The 16,233-nt window shown below is 69.2% G+C and carries 14 protein-coding genes and 1 pseudogene; 10 read left to right on the forward strand and 5 right to left on the reverse strand.

The genetic code is table 11. From position 1 onward, the window contains the following. Positions 1-502 precede the first annotated feature (502 nt). Entirely contained in the window at positions 503-3,520 is a 3,018-nt protein-coding gene (locus tag ACNAW0_RS25685) for a M36 family metallopeptidase (RefSeq protein ID WP_416290576.1), read from the reverse strand. 506 nt (positions 3,521-4,026) lie between these two features. On the opposite strand from ACNAW0_RS25685, the gene ACNAW0_RS25690 reads away from it, so the two are divergent. Beyond that, positions 4,027-4,191, forward strand: a complete 165-nt coding sequence (locus tag ACNAW0_RS25690) for a hypothetical protein (protein ID WP_416290577.1) — start codon at positions 4,027-4,029, stop codon at positions 4,189-4,191. Positions 4,192-4,626: 435 nt separating this feature from the next. Continuing rightward, the gene (locus ACNAW0_RS25695; RefSeq protein WP_416290578.1) at positions 4,627-5,853 is read left to right on the forward strand and encodes a hypothetical protein; all 1,227 of its coding nucleotides are present in this window, start codon (positions 4,627-4,629) and stop codon (positions 5,851-5,853) included. Between the two features lie 464 nt (positions 5,854-6,317). Here the strand turns inward: ACNAW0_RS25695 and ACNAW0_RS25700 are convergent, their stop codons facing one another. Next, complete coding sequence (locus ACNAW0_RS25700) at positions 6,318-7,832, reverse strand: protein kinase domain-containing protein (RefSeq protein ID WP_416290579.1); 1,515 nt, start codon at positions 7,830-7,832, stop codon at positions 6,318-6,320. A gap of 288 nt (positions 7,833-8,120) precedes the next feature. Next, on the reverse strand, positions 8,121-8,474 hold the full coding sequence (locus tag ACNAW0_RS25705; protein ID WP_416290580.1) for a helix-turn-helix domain-containing protein: 354 nt from the start codon (positions 8,472-8,474) through the stop codon (positions 8,121-8,123). Positions 8,475-8,571: 97 nt separating this feature from the next. Between ACNAW0_RS25705 and ACNAW0_RS25710 the strand changes: the two genes are divergently transcribed. The 5 genes from ACNAW0_RS25710 to ACNAW0_RS25730 all read left to right on the forward strand — a co-directional run bounded on the left by ACNAW0_RS25710 (position 8,572) and on the right by ACNAW0_RS25730 (position 11,979). Next, on the forward strand, positions 8,572-9,414 hold the full coding sequence (locus ACNAW0_RS25710) for an SDR family NAD(P)-dependent oxidoreductase (protein WP_416290581.1): 843 nt from the start codon (positions 8,572-8,574) through the stop codon (positions 9,412-9,414). Between the two features lie 257 nt (positions 9,415-9,671). After that, the gene (locus ACNAW0_RS25715) at positions 9,672-10,025 is read left to right on the forward strand and encodes a cyclophilin-like fold protein (RefSeq protein WP_416290582.1); all 354 of its coding nucleotides are present in this window, start codon (positions 9,672-9,674) and stop codon (positions 10,023-10,025) included. 85 nt (positions 10,026-10,110) lie between these two features. Further along, a complete protein-coding gene (locus tag ACNAW0_RS25720) occupies positions 10,111-10,440 on the forward strand; it encodes a carboxymuconolactone decarboxylase family protein (RefSeq protein WP_416290583.1) in 330 nt (109 codons plus the stop codon). Positions 10,441-10,523: 83 nt separating this feature from the next. Next, positions 10,524-11,552, forward strand: coding sequence for a zinc-dependent alcohol dehydrogenase family protein (locus tag ACNAW0_RS25725; protein WP_416290584.1), 1,029 nt, complete (start codon positions 10,524-10,526; stop codon positions 11,550-11,552). Between the two features lie 124 nt (positions 11,553-11,676). Then, entirely contained in the window at positions 11,677-11,979 is a 303-nt protein-coding gene (locus ACNAW0_RS25730; protein ID WP_416290590.1) for a cupin domain-containing protein, read from the forward strand. 90 nt (positions 11,980-12,069) lie between these two features. Here the strand turns inward: ACNAW0_RS25730 and ACNAW0_RS25735 are convergent. Continuing rightward, a pseudogene (locus ACNAW0_RS25735) lies at positions 12,070-13,059 on the reverse strand (TOTE conflict system archaeo-eukaryotic primase domain-containing protein); the annotation flags it as partial. Here ACNAW0_RS25735 and ACNAW0_RS25740 point away from each other — a divergent pair. The 3 genes from ACNAW0_RS25740 to ACNAW0_RS25750 are packed head-to-tail and all read left to right on the forward strand — an operon-like array spanning position 12,949 to position 15,714. Beyond that, positions 12,949-13,260, forward strand: a complete 312-nt coding sequence (locus ACNAW0_RS25740) for a hypothetical protein (protein WP_416290585.1) — start codon at positions 12,949-12,951, stop codon at positions 13,258-13,260. The pseudogene ACNAW0_RS25735 and the gene ACNAW0_RS25740 sit on opposite strands and share 111 nt — an antisense overlap. A 5-nt stretch (positions 13,261-13,265) precedes the next feature. Then, complete coding sequence (locus ACNAW0_RS25745; protein WP_416290586.1) at positions 13,266-14,414, forward strand: hypothetical protein; 1,149 nt, start codon at positions 13,266-13,268, stop codon at positions 14,412-14,414. Further along, positions 14,407-15,714 (forward strand): hypothetical protein, encoded by a 1,308-nt coding sequence (locus tag ACNAW0_RS25750; protein ID WP_416290587.1) that lies wholly within the window; start codon positions 14,407-14,409, stop codon positions 15,712-15,714. Before ACNAW0_RS25745 ends, ACNAW0_RS25750 begins: the two co-directional genes overlap by 8 nt. A gap of 274 nt (positions 15,715-15,988) precedes the next feature. Here ACNAW0_RS25750 and ACNAW0_RS25755 read toward each other — a convergent pair. Further along, positions 15,989-16,233 (reverse strand): PQQ-binding-like beta-propeller repeat protein (locus tag ACNAW0_RS25755; protein ID WP_416290588.1); only part of this gene is annotated, 245 nt, incomplete at its 5' end.

Here is a 16,233-nt window from a genome sequence, read left to right on the forward strand (position 1 = left end):
ATCTGGTACCGGGCACATGTCAGCCAACCCTCCGCACTGTCGCAGTAGTTGTTACGCCAGGCGCTCAAGCTTGCGTTGAGCAGCGGGAAGAGGGGGCAGTCCTGAGCGTGTGAGCAGCCCATGTCGCTCCGATCTGGCCAGCGTCACCCAGGGTGAATGGGTGGGATGGCATGACTTGGAGGGGCAGGTCTCGGTCAGCAAGCATACATACCGTATGGACGAATAGCGATCGGGAGGCGATCACGTCGAACGCCGCTTTGATCAACGGCCTGGTCGCGGTCGGACGTCCGTTGCCCGTGGCCGATGACGCGTCCGCGTCGGCCGTCTGGTTCGCCCGACTGGCGCGGGGCCAGCCCCGCGCCCCGGTCGGCGCCACGCGCCGAGCGTCGGGCGGCGGGCTGATGTGACGTCGGGTGGTGGCTGCCGATATCCGGCAGCCACCACCCAACGGGCGACACGACGGTTTCCGAACAATGCTCTTCGGGCCCGCCGTGCCCCTACATCACCTCGTGTCCGTGGCGGTGAGGGTGAACGGGACTGCCGCGCCCAGCCACAGTTGGGTGAGGATGTATCGGGTTCCGCTCGGGATGGTGCCGGCTTCGTCTGGGGCCGAGGAGGCCGCTGAGCCGAGCAGCGTGCATGACTCGTCGTAGAAGTACAGGTCGAAGTCGTACGGGGTGACGGTGTCGCTGCTCACGTGTACTTTGTGGGCGCCGTCGCCGAAGCTGTCCGGCAGCTGGGTGACCCAGCCGTCCGTGCCCTGCGCTGGTGCCGCCGGCACGGCACAGGTCGTCTTGAACGCCATCGCGGTGATGCCGGTGGCGTCGTCGGCCGTCCCGGTGGACGGGTTTCCGGTGATGATCACGCCGGTCTCGGTCACGGGCGCGTCCGGCGGTAGCGGGGGCAGCGGCTCGACCCCGGTGGCGGTTTGGGAGAAGACCTGCAGTTCGGCGGTCTGCACGTCCGTCTTGGTCTCGCCGAGTGCGGTGTCGGTCCAGAACCGTACGTACTGTGCCTGTATCGGCTGCGGGAGGGTGAACTGCTTGTAGTGCAGGTCGGGTGCGGTCGGCCGAGGTATCTGGTAGGTGAAGGCGTCGGCCTTGGTCAGGGCGGTCTGCCAGTTCGTCCCGTCGGTGGAGGTCTGCAGGGTGAACCCGCGCAGCCCCTCGAATCGGGAGGTGGTGAAGGCGCTGACCTGGATCGACGAGATCTGCGCGGGGGCGGCCAGTTTGATCACGGCGTTGCCGGTGCCGGGGGTGGTTTTCCAGGTGCTGGCCTCGGTGTCGTCGATCAGCCGGGCCGCGCCGGTGGTGGTGGCGGAGACGATGGTGGCGCCGTTGGCGGCCGACGCCAGGTTGGGTGCCAGGGCGAACCGCAAGGCTGAGGTCTTTCCGGCGGTGACCTTGACGCCGGGGAAGGTTCGGGCGCCGAAGCCGTCGGCCGCGATGGTCACCGGGTAGGTGCCGGCGGTGACCGGCGCCGAGAACCTGCCGTCGGCGGACGAGGTTCGCAGCGGCGTGACCCTGGCTTCGAACACGCCGAGCATGATCCGTGCTCCGGGGATGGGTTTGCCGGTGGCGGCGTTGACGACGGTTCCGGTCAGGGTGCCGTTGCGGGCCGGGTTGGTGTGCTCGTAGGAGGGCGTGGGGTCGGTGTCGTCGCCACCGTGGCTGACGGCGTGCAGTCCCAGGCCCCGCGTGGCGAACGCGCCGTACACGACGTCCACGAGGGCGGCGTAGTCGGAGCGGCTGTGGTAGCGGTTGTCCAAGGCGGTGCGGATGGCATCACGCATGTCGATGAACGACGGGTCGGCCGGGGACAGCGGCATCGCGTCGGTGATCAGCCGTGCGGCGATCTCACCGCCAGCGGCATCGCCGTAGCGGGCGACGAGGGCTATGCGCATGTCCCACAGGATCGTGGTCCAGACCTCCCCGTCGGAGTGGACCTCGGGGCCGCCGAGGTCGTAGCCGATATCGCCGTAGCCGGTGGGGTTCTGGTCGTAGCTCCAGTTGCGGATGCCGCGTTCGCTGTTGCCGGTGGCGTGCTGGGCGACCACGGCGGTGGTGGCGAGCTTGTTGCCGTAGAGGTAGTTCAACGCGTACCAGTCGCCCCAGCCCTCACCCATCGAGCCGGACTGGTGGGTGTTGAGGGCATTGTCCTCGCCGCTGACGTACCGGTTGGACAGCCCGTGCGCGTACTCGTGCTCGATGACTGAGGCATCGAAGTTGCCGTCGGAGTACGGCCCTTCGAAGGTGTCGTTGATCGGCTCCCACAGGAACATGCCGCTCCAGGCGGGGATGCCGTCGGGGAGGGTGAGCATGTAGGCGTTGTCCCGGCCGGTGTAGGTGGGCGCTCCGCCGGTGGCCGCCCCGGCATGGACCAGCCCCAACACCGGGTCGCCGCCCTGCCCGCCGTTACCGCCGTTGTTGACCTGGAAATTGCCCGCGGACTCGGTGAACCCCAGCGCCCGGAACTCGTCGTGGATGCGGTTGTGATGCCAGAACAGGTTCGTCGCCGCCGGATCGAGATCCAGGGCGTACGACGGCGGCACGGACTGACCCTTGCTGCGCGCCCAGTTCGCGGCGTACGCGTAGTTGAACTGCCCGGTGAGGCTCACCGGCCGCGGCCCCTGATCGGCCGGGACCAGAAAGTTCGAATAGTTGGCGTAGGTGCTGGCGTTGTTGCCGACCGTCGTCAGGCCTACCAGACCCGCCAGCCCGGTCGGATCGACGTAACCCGAGGGGGACTGGGCGGTCGGCCCGAACGACTTGACCACCGGGCGGCCGCCGGCCGGAGCACCCGGATAGTTCTCGTAGACAGTGCCCTCGGCGTCATGCGCCACCAGGGACGCCTGGTACAGCGTTTCCCCGGTCGCCGCGTCGACGACGGTGTCCCACGCCTCGTCGAGAGCCTTGATGAACAGCACCCGGTAGGCGGGCCGCGCGCCATCGCGGGTAGGGAACGCCGCCTTCTGCACGTAGGACTCGCCGGCGAAGGGGCCCTTCACGAACACCTGGAAGCCGGCACGCTCACCAGCGGGCTGAGCCGCGTAGACCACACCGGGGGCCAGCTTGCCGGCCACGCCTTCCAGCACCTTGGCTGCGGAAAGCTTGTGCGTGGCCAGCAGCGCGCCGCCACGCGCCGAATTGCCGGCGTAGGACAGGACCCGCCCGTCGCCGGCCACGGCCACGCCGAGACGCCCGCCTCTCACCGCCGGCAGACCCGCGTACGTCTGCGCGAAGTTCACCACGTGCGTGCCGGTACCCACGAGTTCGTGATCGCGTACGACAGCAAGCGACGCGACCTCCGCCGCCGTGAGGCCGAACGCATCACGGTTGACGTCGATGAACGACCGCGCCACCGACACTGGATCTCCCGAACGAGGCCCGGTGAGCCAGCCACCGTCCTTGCGGATCGTCCGCGGCGTGCCGAACCGCCCGTCCCAGCTGACCCGAGTACCGGCGCCCGAAGCCGCAACCAGGTCGCGCACCGCGGCCAGCTGGCCGTCGGTGGGCCGCACGGACTGCGGACCACGCCTTATGTCAAGCCTGCCGATACCTGCAGCGCCGACATCGACGACGGCGGAAGCGACAGATGGACTGAGCGTGAGAACCAGGGCGAATGCCGCTCCCACCGCGAGCGGCCGACGAATACCCATCAGGACTCCCTCTGCGCGTCTGATCACGCCTGCATCGTGCCGGTGCTGGTTGCCTGTCGTATAGACATCGGCGGCGACGGCTACCGTGCAACAAAGCGGGCTCGGAGCGGCCGGCGTGAGCAGGTCTTGACCTCCTTGGCAGGCGCCGGAACGAAGCGGCACATGGCGATCGTCGGAGCGGTCTCCCTGGGCGCATCCGCTGGTGCCCCTGGGTGTCAGCTCGGCGGCCTGCCACCTGCGACCTGCGCTGGAGAAACCGAGACAATTCTCTCCCTTAGGGAACAAACGGAAGCATGACTCCTCCCGTGTTTCCTATCTAGAAGGTGAGCGGTTGTACCAGGTGTGACGGCGAAGTTACGGCGAACATCATGATCCCGGCGAAGACCCGCTTCCCGCGGCGAATTACCTGGGTGGAACGCGAGAACGATCGCCGGCACCGCGTGTACGACGCCAAGGTCGAGGCCTGGCACCGGCGCCACGACGAGCTGATCCGGCTGCGGATCGAGGCCGGCGGGTTCCTCGGGTGCATTTGACATCCTCCCCCGCCTAAAGGACCCCGTTGGGAAATCCCTGAAGTGGGTGTAAGGCCGTTCAGGTGGCGAGGCGCACCCCTGTCAGTCCTGCGCCGGCTGTCCACCCGGCCCCGACCGCGCGTCCTCAGCCAACCACCGCCCCGACCCCGGGCACGGGGCCGTCCCCGGCCACCGGTCCGACCCCAACCAGCGAGCCATCCTCGACCGAGCCTTCCATGGCCTATGCACGGACCCCCTACGGCTGCCACTGTGGGAGCCACTGCTCTGCCCATCAGCCTTTCACTAAAACAGGTTCAAGGTCGCCAGCATCGGGGCGTGGTCGGAGGCGGGGTGGTCTGTCGTCCGTTCACGGGATCGGTCGGCTGGACTTTTGGCTGATGGTGAGTATGGTCAGCTAGCTGTCCGCACCTGTGCGTTCAGAGGAGGCCGGCGACCGTGGCCGAGAGATCGACCGCTCGCCCCGCCGATGGGGCTGCCCAAGACGACGACCCAAATGAAATTGACAGCTGGATCGCCCACCTGTCGCGGCCGGCAACAAGCGACTCCGACACCTACGACGAGTGGCCGGAGGCCGCCCCGCTGCAGTGGCGCGCGGACGTGCCGGACCCGGACGAGGAGTCGTGCCAGCCCGAGGACACGAACCAGGAGCACGAAGCGCGGCACACAAGACACCGGGCGGACCAGCAGTACGAGGAATACGAGCAGCACGACGGGGCGTACGGCCAGCACGAGTACGCGTACCGGGGGTCCGACCCGGTGACCGACCCCGCACCGGCGGGCTACGAGCCCGACCAGACCTACCGGGGCGACGAGCACGGGCAATCCCCCTGGGAGGAACGGCGGGCCCAGGCGACGTACGGACCGATCGATGCCGGTCCGGTGCGCGAGGCCGCGCATTCCGGCCTGCAGGAGACCTACGGCGTACCGGAGGTGGGCTACGCCCACGAGGAGCATTACCCGCACGACGATGACGCCGGCCTCAACGAGCACCGCTACGGCGGGTCCGCCCCGCAGTACCCCGAGGCGATCGAAGACGTTCCGACCCAAATGCTGCACAACCTGGCGCTTGATGCCCGCCCGCGGCCGGCCGGTCGGCGACGCTGGCTGATCGCGGTCGGCGGGCTCGCGGTGGGAGCGCTGCTATGCGCCATGGCGTTTACCTGGGGGTCGGACCGGCCGCCGGAAGGCGCGCTGCCGCTGGTGACAGCCACCATCCCGCCGGACGCGTCTGAGGAGCCGATTGCCGTCCCGGAGATGCCGACGGCGACGCCGAGTTCCGCGACCCCGCGCAGCTCCTCTGCCACGCCTAGGACCACACCGAAGGTCACTCGTTCGCCTAGCCCCCCACCGTCGGTCACCCACCCCGCCGCGCCGCCCCCGACACGCGCCGTGGCCACGCCGACGCAAACCCGAAGCGCGAGTCCGCTCCTGCTCGGGCCATCGAGCAACGACGGGGTGGCGAACATGGTCCAGGGATACTGCGATCGGCACGCCGCCGGGAGCTCCGCGGCGCCCCGCAACGACGGCAGTTGGCAATGTACGAGGCTTCTCTCTGCGTCTACCGTCGACATGAACGTCGCCTGCCGCGACACGTACGGTTCGGACGCCTACGCACGACCATCGAATACTGGCGATCCATACGCCTGGCGCTGCTACCGCTGACCACCCGCGGCCCCGCCACCGATAGCCCGATCTCCGTCCGGCACCCTACGACCACATCAGGCATCTATCGGCGTTGCCGATGCCGTTCATCTCCTTCTCCAGCAGCGCTGGGCGGGCAGTGCGGAAACCTCCGGGCTGCCGCTGCCAGGCGGACTCACCCCCTCCAGCCCCGTCCGCCCACACCGCGAGCGCCACTCATACGCGTCTCTTCCCCGCCATCGCGGGGCAACGGGATCGGGCCCCGGGTGCAGATCAGGCACAACGAATGCAGGGGGACGACCTTCGCATTTCAAGTCGAAGGTCGCCCTGGTCGACGGCGTGGAAGCTCGGGTGGGCTTCCGTGCTGTCGATGGGCGCCTCGTCAGTCGGCTACGCTGCGGCGGTTAGCTCGCGGAGAGTGCGATGAGGAAGACGAGCTTTTGCTGGCTCTTTCATCCGCTCGGCGGCGGGCTACCTCGATGCATTTACCGCAGGTCGGCGGCGATCCGGTCGGCGTCGGCGGTCAGGGCATCGTAGCCCTCGGCGGTGAGCTTGCCGTCGCGTCGCAGGTCGCCGAGTTTCTCGCGTAGCTTCTTGAGCTGCTTCTCGGCCTGGTCTGGGTCGTTTTCGGCGACCTTCTTTGCGATCGCGTCCACCTTGGTGTGCAGGTCCTCTGCGGCATCTGGGTTCAACCGTCCGGCTTCCACCTGCTTCCGGATCGACTGGCGCATGCCGGCGATCGGGTCAGCGGGTGGAGTGGGGATCGGCCTACGCGAGGTGGCCCGAGGGCTCGGTGTCGGGCTGGCAGGCTTGCGGGTGGCGGACGCGACGGTACGCAGCGTCGGCGTGGCGGACGCGACGGTGAGCGGCACAGCCGGCACGCGGGGCGACACGGCGGGGGTGGCCGATGCCGGCGGCGCGGTCGGTCCCGCGATCGAGGTGTGGTCGTCGCGGTCGAGCAGCGTGACGCCGGCCAGGGCGAGCAGCGCAACGCCGAGCAGGACCGCCACCAGCAGCGCCTCGCGCCGACGCCGTGCCAGGCGGTAGCCCGGCCCGGGGCGTGCCGGGCCGGCTGCGTCCGACCTGGGCGGAAGAGCAATCACCGGCGTGGACCGTCCCGGTCGGCCGGGGTCCGCTGGCGTGACCGACACGAGGGGAACCGGCGTGCCGGCCCGGGGCAGCAGGGCCGCGAGGCAGTTCCGGACCTCGGCCGCGCCGGGCGGCCGGTCGGCAGGGTCCTTGGCCAGCAGTTCGGCGGCCAGGGCGTCCAGCTCAGCCGGTACGTCGGGCCGACGCTCGCGCAGCGGCGGGGGTGGCTCGTTGACGTGCTGATGCAGCACGCTGAGCTGCTCGCCGACGAACGGCGGACCGCCAGCGAGCATGGCGTAGAGGGTGCAGCCCAGCCCGTACAGGTCGGTGCGGTGGTCCACCGGCTCGCCGAGGGCCTGCTCCGGAGACATATACGAGCTGGTGCCGAGCTTGGTCGCCGGCTCGGTAAGGGTGTTCTCCCCCTCTGCCAAAAGAAGGCGGGCGATGCCGAAATCACAGATCTTCACTGTGCCGGTGGCGGTGACGATCAGGTTGCCCGGCTTCACGTCACGGTGCACCACCCCGGCCGCGTGCGCGGCGGCGATCCCGTCGCAGGTCTGCACGGCGATCGACAACGCCTGCAGGACGGCCAGCGGGCCGTCGGCGATCAGTGCGGACACCGTCCGCCCCTCCACCAATTCCATGATCAGGTAGGAGTCGTTCTCCTCGGCGCCGAAGTCGTAGACAGCGACGATGTGCGGATGGGTCAGCCCGGCCGCCGCGCGGGCCTCACGGTCGAAGCGTTCCGCGGCCATCGGCTCCTTCAGGCCCGCCGCGGCGAGCGCCTTGATCGCCACCGGGCGGTCCAGACGCAGGTCACGACCGCGCCACACCTCACCCATACCGCCGCTGCCCAGCAACTCCTCGCACTGGTAGCGGCCATCCAGCAGACGTCCCAACACACGCCTCACTGCTCCAACCCTGCACGCCGCTACACGGGGGGCGGTGACGCGACGGCCGGCATCGGGGTCATCGAACGAACCATCAGGAGCTTCCTCATGATGGACGATCCCCCAAGTTGGTCAACGCGCCATCGGCACCGAGGAAACGATCGGCCGGCGTCGCTGACAGCTTGGGGGAATGCGTCCTGACCGTCGGGCTTGGGGCTGTTCAGGTGACAGCACGATGGGCCGGTCCGCGGCAGTGGCCAGCATGGCAGCGACGCCGGCTGACGATTCTTCGGCGGGCAGTTCCCGCGGTCATAGCGGCCGGCTGGCGCATGCGGCGGCGAGCGGGTGTGGCCGTCGGCGGGGTCGCATGCCGGCGCTGGTGCCGTCGGCGGCGTGGGCCAGGTGGAACACGTGGGCCCGTTCGGCGTCGTCGAGTTGCAGTGCTCGGGCGAGAGCGTCGAGGACGGAGGCGGAGACGCCGGCGATCGCGCCGCGTTCGAGCTTGGAGTAGTACTCGATGCTCATCCCGACAAGGGTGGCGACCTCGCCGCGGCGTAGGCCGGGCACGCGGCGGTTGCCGACGTCGGGCAGCCCCGCCTGCCGCGGGGTGATCTTGGCCCGCCGAGAGATGAGGAAGTCGCGGACCTCCGCGCGGTTGTCCATGTGAACGACGGTACGACGCGGCAGCGAATTGCTGGGGTGCCCTGTCGGTACACGTTTCGTCAGAGACTCCCCGCAGGTTCCCGAACAGGGTTTGCTGATGTTGTGGCCGGCCACGGCCTGCCCGCACCAACGGGCCGTCGAGTCCGCATCCTTGAAAGGGCCTGTTCGACCGATGAACCCAACCTACGATTTTGAGGGCCAGGTCGCCTTCGTCACCGGCGCCAGTTCCGGCATGGGTCTGGCCACCGCCCGCGCGTTCGCGCAAGCCGGTGCCGCAGTGGCCCTTGCCGACATCAACGAAGCCGCGTTGCAGGCCGCCGCCGAAAAGCTTCGCGACGCCGGCCATCGGGTGCTCGGTGTGCCGTGTGACGTCGCCGACGAGGCCAGCGTCGCCGCCGCCGTCCGCGCGACGGTCGAGGAGTTCGGGCGGCTCGACATGGCGTTCAACAACGCCGGCATCCAGGTGCCGCCCAGCGATGCGGCCGATGAACCTGCCGAGGTCTTCGACCGGGTCAACGCCATCAACCTGCGCGGTGTGTGGGCCTGCATGAAACACGAACTTGCAGGGATGCGCAGCCAGGGTAGCGGAGCCATCGTCAACTGCTCCTCCCTCGGCGGACTGGTCGGTCTGCCCGGCCGCGCCGCGTACCACGCCTCCAAGCACGGCGTGCTGGGGCTCACCAGCAGCGCCGCATTGGAGTACGCACCCCGGGGCATCCGGATCAACGCGGTCTGCCCCGGCACGATCGCCACCCCGATGGTCACCGAAATGATCGACAAGGGTGAACTCGACCTCGCCGAGGCGGTCGCCAACCAGCCCATCAACCGCCTCGGTGAACCCGACGAGATCGCCGCCGCGGTGCTGTGGCTGTGCAGCCCCGGCGCCACCTTCGTCATCGGCGTCGCGCTGCCTGTCGACGGCGGCTACACCGCGCAATGACAACCCGCACGCACCGTCCAGCAGCCAGCCGACCTTGTTCGGATCGGTCCCACCGCCAACTCGGCCGAGCCGGGCACCTTAGCGATGTGCAGGCCAACACCCGTGAGCAACCCTCTCCGTCGGAGATGATCGCCATGAGCAAGCGAGTCCCCGCCACCCTGGCTGCAGCTGTGCTCCTACCACTGGCAGGGTGCGCAGCCTCGCAAAACGGCGGACCGGCTGCCCAGCCGTCGCCGGCAGCCACCACAAGAGTAGAGATGAGCGTGGCGCAAGTGCGATTCTCCACCGCCGAAACCACGATCGTGGTCCGGATCGTCGACAATCCCTCGGGTCGGGACTTCGTCTCGAAGCTACCGCTAACGCTGAGCTTCGAGGACTTCGCCGGCCGGGAGAAGATCAGCTACCTGCCCGAGCGTCTCACCACAGAAGGTTCCCCGGGCAGCGCCCCGCGCAACGGAACCCTCATCTACTACAAGCCGTGGGGAAACATCGGCTTCTACTACAACGCCGCCGGCGGCCATGGCGACAACCTCATCACGATCGGCACCGCCGAGTCAGGCGTCGATCAGCTCGACGGTCTCGGTCGAGGCCAGGTCACCGTGGAGGAGTGACGGCCACTCGCTGTCCATCGCCCGAGCCGCCGTCCTACGGCAGCCCTCGATGAACCGCCGAACGTCTTCGAAAGGACCGCTCACCATGCCCGACGACACAGTCCCCACGGGGGCGCAGCGCATGTTCGGCGACTTCGCGCCCGCGCTCGTGCACTACACCGACCAGCTGCTGTTCGGCGAGGTGTGGGAACGCCTGGAACTCGCCGCCCGGGATCGCAGCCTGATCACCGTGGCCGCGCTGCTGACCGCAGGCAACACCGAGCAGTTGGCCTTCCACCTCGACTACGCCAAGCGCAACGGTGTCACCGAGACCGAGCTGATCGAGGCCATTACGCATCTGGCGTTCTACGCCGGCTGGCCCAAGGCCATGTCCGCCATGGCCGTCGCCAAGCAGGTCTTCGCCGACAGCCACTGACTACGGCGCTCGCCGCTCGCTGCGACGGCAGACGCGCCAGGAACACCGCTCGCCACCAGTTCCATGAGCGTTTTGGAAGGATCTTGACCATCCGAGGCGCCATTCTGCACGCACCGGGCGACGTCCGAGTGGAAGACCGCGACGACCCGAGGATCCAGAAGCCCACCGACGCGATCATCCGCGTCGTCGCCGCCTGCGTATGCGGGTCGGACCTGTGGCCCTACCGCGGCATCGAGCCCGTCGACCGGCCGGCCCCGATGGGCCACGAGTACGTCGGCACCGTCGAAGAGGTCGGCAGCCAGGTCACCGGCATCCGGCCGGGCCAGTTCGTCGTCGGCTCGTTCGCCGCGTCCGACAACACCTGCGAGATCTGCCGGGCCGGATACCAGACCTTGTGCATACACCGGGAATGGATCGGCCCGCTCGGCGCCCAGGCCGAGTACCTGCGCGTACCGCTCGCCGACGGCACCCTGGCCGCCACCCCCGACCAGCCGGACGACGACGTCATTCCGGGCCTGCTGGCCGCGTCCGACGTGCTGGGCACCGGCTGGTTCGGCGCCGTCGCCGCCAACGTGAAGCCGGGCAACACCGTCGCCGTTGTCGGCGACGGAGCCGTCGGACTGCTCGCCGTCCTCGCGGCCAAGCACCTGGGCGCGGAAAAGATCATCGCGATGAGCCGGCACGCCGAGCGGCAGAAACTCGCCCTGGACTACGGCGCCACCGACATCGTCACCGAACGCGGCGACGACGGCGTCACCCGGATCAAGGACCTCACCGGTGGGTACGGCGCGCACTCGGTCATCGAGGCCGTCGGCACCCAGGCATCGATGATGCAGGCCATCCGGTCGGCCCGCCCGGGCGGGCACGTCGGCTACGTCGGCGTCGCCCACGGCATCCAACTGTCCGGGGAAGAGCTGTTCTACTCCCACGTGCACCTGCACGGCGGACCCGCACCCGTACGCCGGTTCCTGCCCGAACTCGTCGACCTGATCACCAGCCGCACGATCGATCCGGGCAAGGTCTTCGACCTCGCCCTGCCCCTCGACCAAGCCGCTGAGGGCTACCAGGCGATGGACGAACGCCGCGCCGTCAAGGCCCTCCTACGCCCCTGACCGAACGAAACGAGGAATCACCATGGAACTGAAACCGGTCGCGGCGACTGCCAAGACGCCCGCGCAGAACTTCACCGGCGACGTCTACATGACACCCATCTACAACGGCACCGGACCGTCACGGATGACCGTCGCGCTCGTACGCTTCACGCCGGGCGCCCGTACCAACTGGCACTCCCATGCCGTCGGCCAGACCCTGCACGTCACCGAAGGCGTCGGCCTCGTGGGCACCCGCGACGGAAACGTGGTGCGTGTGCGCGCCGGCGACACCGTCGTCTGCCCACCCGGCGAGGAACACTGGCATGGCGCCGCCGCCGACACCTTCATGAGCCACCTGGCCATGCTCGAAACCAAACCCGACGGCAGCGACCCCACCACCTGGCTCGAACCAGTCGCACAAGACCAGTACCAGGAGGCAAACCAGTAGGTCACCATGTCCGCGCATCCAACTGCCCGCAACCGCCAGCGGAGCCGAGCCCACAACCTTCGCCTGCCGGGCGATACGTTCCGCGTCGCCGGGGCTGAGCCGGTCCAGTGTCGACAGGAACGCCCACTGGTCCTCGTACGGCTCGAGCGTGCCGAGGTCGAGGAACGTGGTTAGCCCGTCCTTGCGGCGCCGGCCCTGCATTGGCGCGGCGGTGAGGTTGCCGAAGCCGCCCTCGGGTAGGACGTCCTGGTTGGGGAACAGCCGGTCGTACGACCGCAGGTCCATCGACCCGCGCAGCACTATCGCGTCGTGCAGCAGCCCGGTGCCGACGGCACGGGCCACCGCCGCCGGGACCACGCCGGCGAAGAGGATCCACACGTGGGCGCCGCGATCGGGCTGGGAGACCTCCAGGGCGGCCGGCACAGCAGTGGCTCGCGCCGCCTTGACGTAGGCCAGGGCATCGAGCATCGCCGTCGGGCCGTCGAAGTCGGCCACGACGAAGTGGCAGGTGTTGCCAGGCAGCAGCGGGTACAGCCCCAGGAACACGTCGCCGACGAGATGGGCGGCGACGACCTCCGCCGTACGGGGTAGGTATGCTGCGCCGCGTCGGTCCATGCCTCGACGCCAGCCGCCGGCGACCGCGGGCATCCACCCGGCAGCGCCGGTGCGGGTGTTCTCCCAGCGCACCGCGTACACGTCGACGCAGGCCCGGAACCGGTCGGCGAACAGCGCCAGCTTGTCCGCCACCGGTGAAGCCATCGTGACCAAACCCGGCGCAGCGACCACGGACAGCTGCTCCGGCGCCGGAGCCGTGTCCTGACCACGCAGTTCGAGCAGCCGTGACAGCCGGGCGTTCTCCGCTCGTAACCGCTGCAGCTCGCGGCGAAAACCCTCGAACTCGTCTGCCGAACCCACCGATCCATGTATCGGGCTTCGAACGTCCCGGGGCGGGTCCGCTATCCTGCGCCGATGGCATCGAAGCGGAATGCGGCGCTCGAGGCGATGATCGAAGAGGCCACCGTCGACGCGTACAACGACGACGAACAGCTCACCGGCCTGTTCGCCATGCTCGAAGAGCATCTGGCGGTGCCGTTCACCACCACCGTCCTCGGCATGGAGGTAACCATGCAAAAGGTCGACCTCACCGCCGACAGCATCGTCGCGATCTGCGCCCGGGGCCGCCACCGGCAGAAGATCGACCTGCTCGACCTGCCGCTGCCCACACCTGCACCGGACGGCGCCGACTGGATCGACGCCTACCGACACTGGGCCGGGCGGTAGTCAAGGTGAGCGAGTATCAGTACTACGAGTTCACCGCCGTCGACCGGCCCCTCACGACTCGCGAACAGGCCGAACTGCGGTCGCTGTCCACCCGGGCCGACATCACCGCCACGAGCTTCGTCAACACCTATCAGTGGGGCGACTTCAAGGGCGACCCGCGCAGGCTGATGGAGCGGTACTTCGACGCGCACCTGTACCTGGCGAACTGGGGCACCCGCCAGCTCATGCTGCGGTTGCCGAAGCACGTGGTCGACCCCGCCACCATCGCCGACTATTGCGTGGGTGACAGTGCGTCCGCCTGGACCGCCGGCAGGCACGTCATCGTTCACCTATATCGGGAGGACGAGGACGGCACCGACGAGTGGGACCTCGACGGGCACGGCCTGCTCGCCTCGATCATCCCGGTGCGGGCCGGCCTCGCCGCCGGCGACAGGCGCCTGCTGTACCTGGGCTGGCTGCGCTGCGTACAGTCCCTAGAACTCGACGACGACGAGCCCGAGCCGCCCGTCCCGGCCGGGATGAGCACGCTCGACGCCTCGCTCACCGCGGTCGCCGAGTTCCTGTGCATCGACCCTGATCTGATCGCGGCTGCGGCGGCCGCTTCGGCGCAGGCCGCCGTCGAGCCGACCGCCGCGCAACTGCGCTCGTGGGTCACCAGACTCCCGGTCCGAGAGAAGGACGCCATCCTCGCCGACCTGGTCAGCGGCGGCGACGGTCACCTGCGCGGCCGGCTGCTGCGCCGGTACCGCGACGAACACCTCCCGGACACGTCCACCACGACCGTCCCACGCACCGCAGGCGAACTACTCGCCACCGCCGCACACCTGCGCGCCGAACGGGAACGCCAGGTCGCCGAGCAGCATGAGCGGGACCGGATCCGCCAGGAACGGTCCGCGGCGGCCGCCCGGCAACGGCACCTCGACGCCCTCGCAGTCGATCAGCCCGCCGCGTGGCAGCGGGTCAACGAACTCATCGCCACGAAGAAACCCCGCGACTACGACACGGGCGTTCAACTCCTTGTCGACCTGCGCGACCTCAGCGAACGCGACGGCAGCACCACACTCTTCCGACAGCGGCTGGCCGAACTACGGGCCGTGCACGCACGCAAGCCCAGCCTGCTGGAACGCCTCGAACTGGCAGGACTCGATGCCTGACACCCTCCGGTCGACCGCCGCACAGGCCGAGGCCAACCTTCACGCCGTCCTGCACCTCGTGGCCGGCGGGCGGCTACGGTGCAGCGAAACGACCCGCCGACCGGCCGCCGCGACCGTCGCCGCCGTCGCCGAGGTGCTCGACGGCGGCGACTTCTACCCCGCCGAGCCGATCGCGGCGTTCGCGTGGCCGCTACTGCTGCAGGCCGGCGGACTGGCCGAACTCGCCGGCGGCCGACTCCAGCTCACCGACCGCGGACGCGCCGCCCTGGCCAAACCGGCCGCCGCGACGATCCGGCGGCTCTGGCGATCCTGGGTCACCACCACCGTGCTCGACGAGTTCAACCGGATCGACCGGATCAAGGGCCAGCGTGCCGCTAACGTCCTCACGTCGGTCAAGACCCGCCGCAAGGCCGTCGCCACCGCCCTCGCCGCCTGCCGATGCGACGAGTGGATCGCCATCGACGACCTGTTCGCCACCATGCGCCGCAAACGGGAGACCTCCCCGACCGTCGCCCGCAGCGAACGCGCACTGTGGAAGCTGTACCTTGTCGACCCCCAGTACGGCAGCCTCGGCTACAGCGGATTCGCGGACTGGCCGATCCTCGAAGGCCGCTACACCCTCGCCGTGCTGTTCGAGTACGCCGCGACCCTCGGCCTCATCGACATCGAACACACCGACCCCGTCGGTGCCCGCGCCGACTACCACGACAACTGGGGTGCCGACGACCTCGACTACCTCAGCCGCTACGACGGCCTGCGGGCCATCCGACTCAACCCGCTCGGCACCTACGCACTCGGGCTGACCGGCGACTACCAGCCACCCGTCAGCACCACGGAGCCGGAGCGGACCCTGAAGGTCCTGCCAACCCTGGACATCGTCGCCGTCGGCGACCCCACCGCCACCGACCGGCTCGTCCTCGACGCCCACGCCGAACACACCGCCGACCGGGTCTGGACCGTACGCGCCGACACGCTGCTCGCCGCAGCCGAAACCGGACGGCCACTCGGCCAGTTCGTCACCTTCCTGAGGGATCGTGCAATGCACGACCTGCCGGCAGCGCTCGCCGTCCTCGTTGACGACGTGACCACCCGGGCGACGAGGATCAGCGACCGCGGCCTCGTCCGCCTCGTCGAATGCGCCGATGCGCCCCTCGCAGCCCTCGTCGCCCGCGACCCGAAACTGCGCACCCTGTGCACCCTCGTCGGCGACCGCCACCTCGCCGTACCCGTCGAACACGAAACACAGTTCCGCCGTACGCTGCGCGCCCTCGGTCACACCATCGCCACCTCGACGGGATGAACCAGGCCGCAACGGTGCCACAACCACTTCCTAGCAGGGCAGACCGCGCCGGCTGGGGACTCGAGTACGCCGAGCCCGTTCTCGCCACGCGTACGGGCCGCAGCCTGCAATACCTGCGGATTCTCACAGACGGAGATGGCCTGTCCCCGCGGCGCCAGCGATGCGGGACCCGTGATGTCGTCCGGGTCCACCCACTTCCCGTCATCCGGCTCTGGTGAGCCGAGGCCGCCCCCAGTGTGGAGTGACGGCCTCGAAGCAGATCGAGCGGCGGGGGTCAGCGCCCCGCAGGCCGTGCGGCCTTTCCGTCGGGGGCGTAGGCGTACAGGTTGCCGTCGTACGCGCCGACGACGACCGTGTTGCCGCTGGCCGCTGGGCCGGCCCCGACCCAGGCTCCGATCTCGTGCTCCCACAGCACGTTGCCGGTCGCCTTGTCCAGAGCGTAGAACCGACCGTTGTTCGAACCGATGAAGAGGGTGTCGCCGGCAACTACCGGCGAGGACTGGATGCCGCCCTTGTCTA

It is taken from the genome of Micromonospora sp. SL1-18 (assembly GCF_047921505.1).
In the GTDB taxonomy this organism is placed as follows: Bacteria; Actinomycetota; Actinomycetes; order Mycobacteriales; family Micromonosporaceae; genus Micromonospora.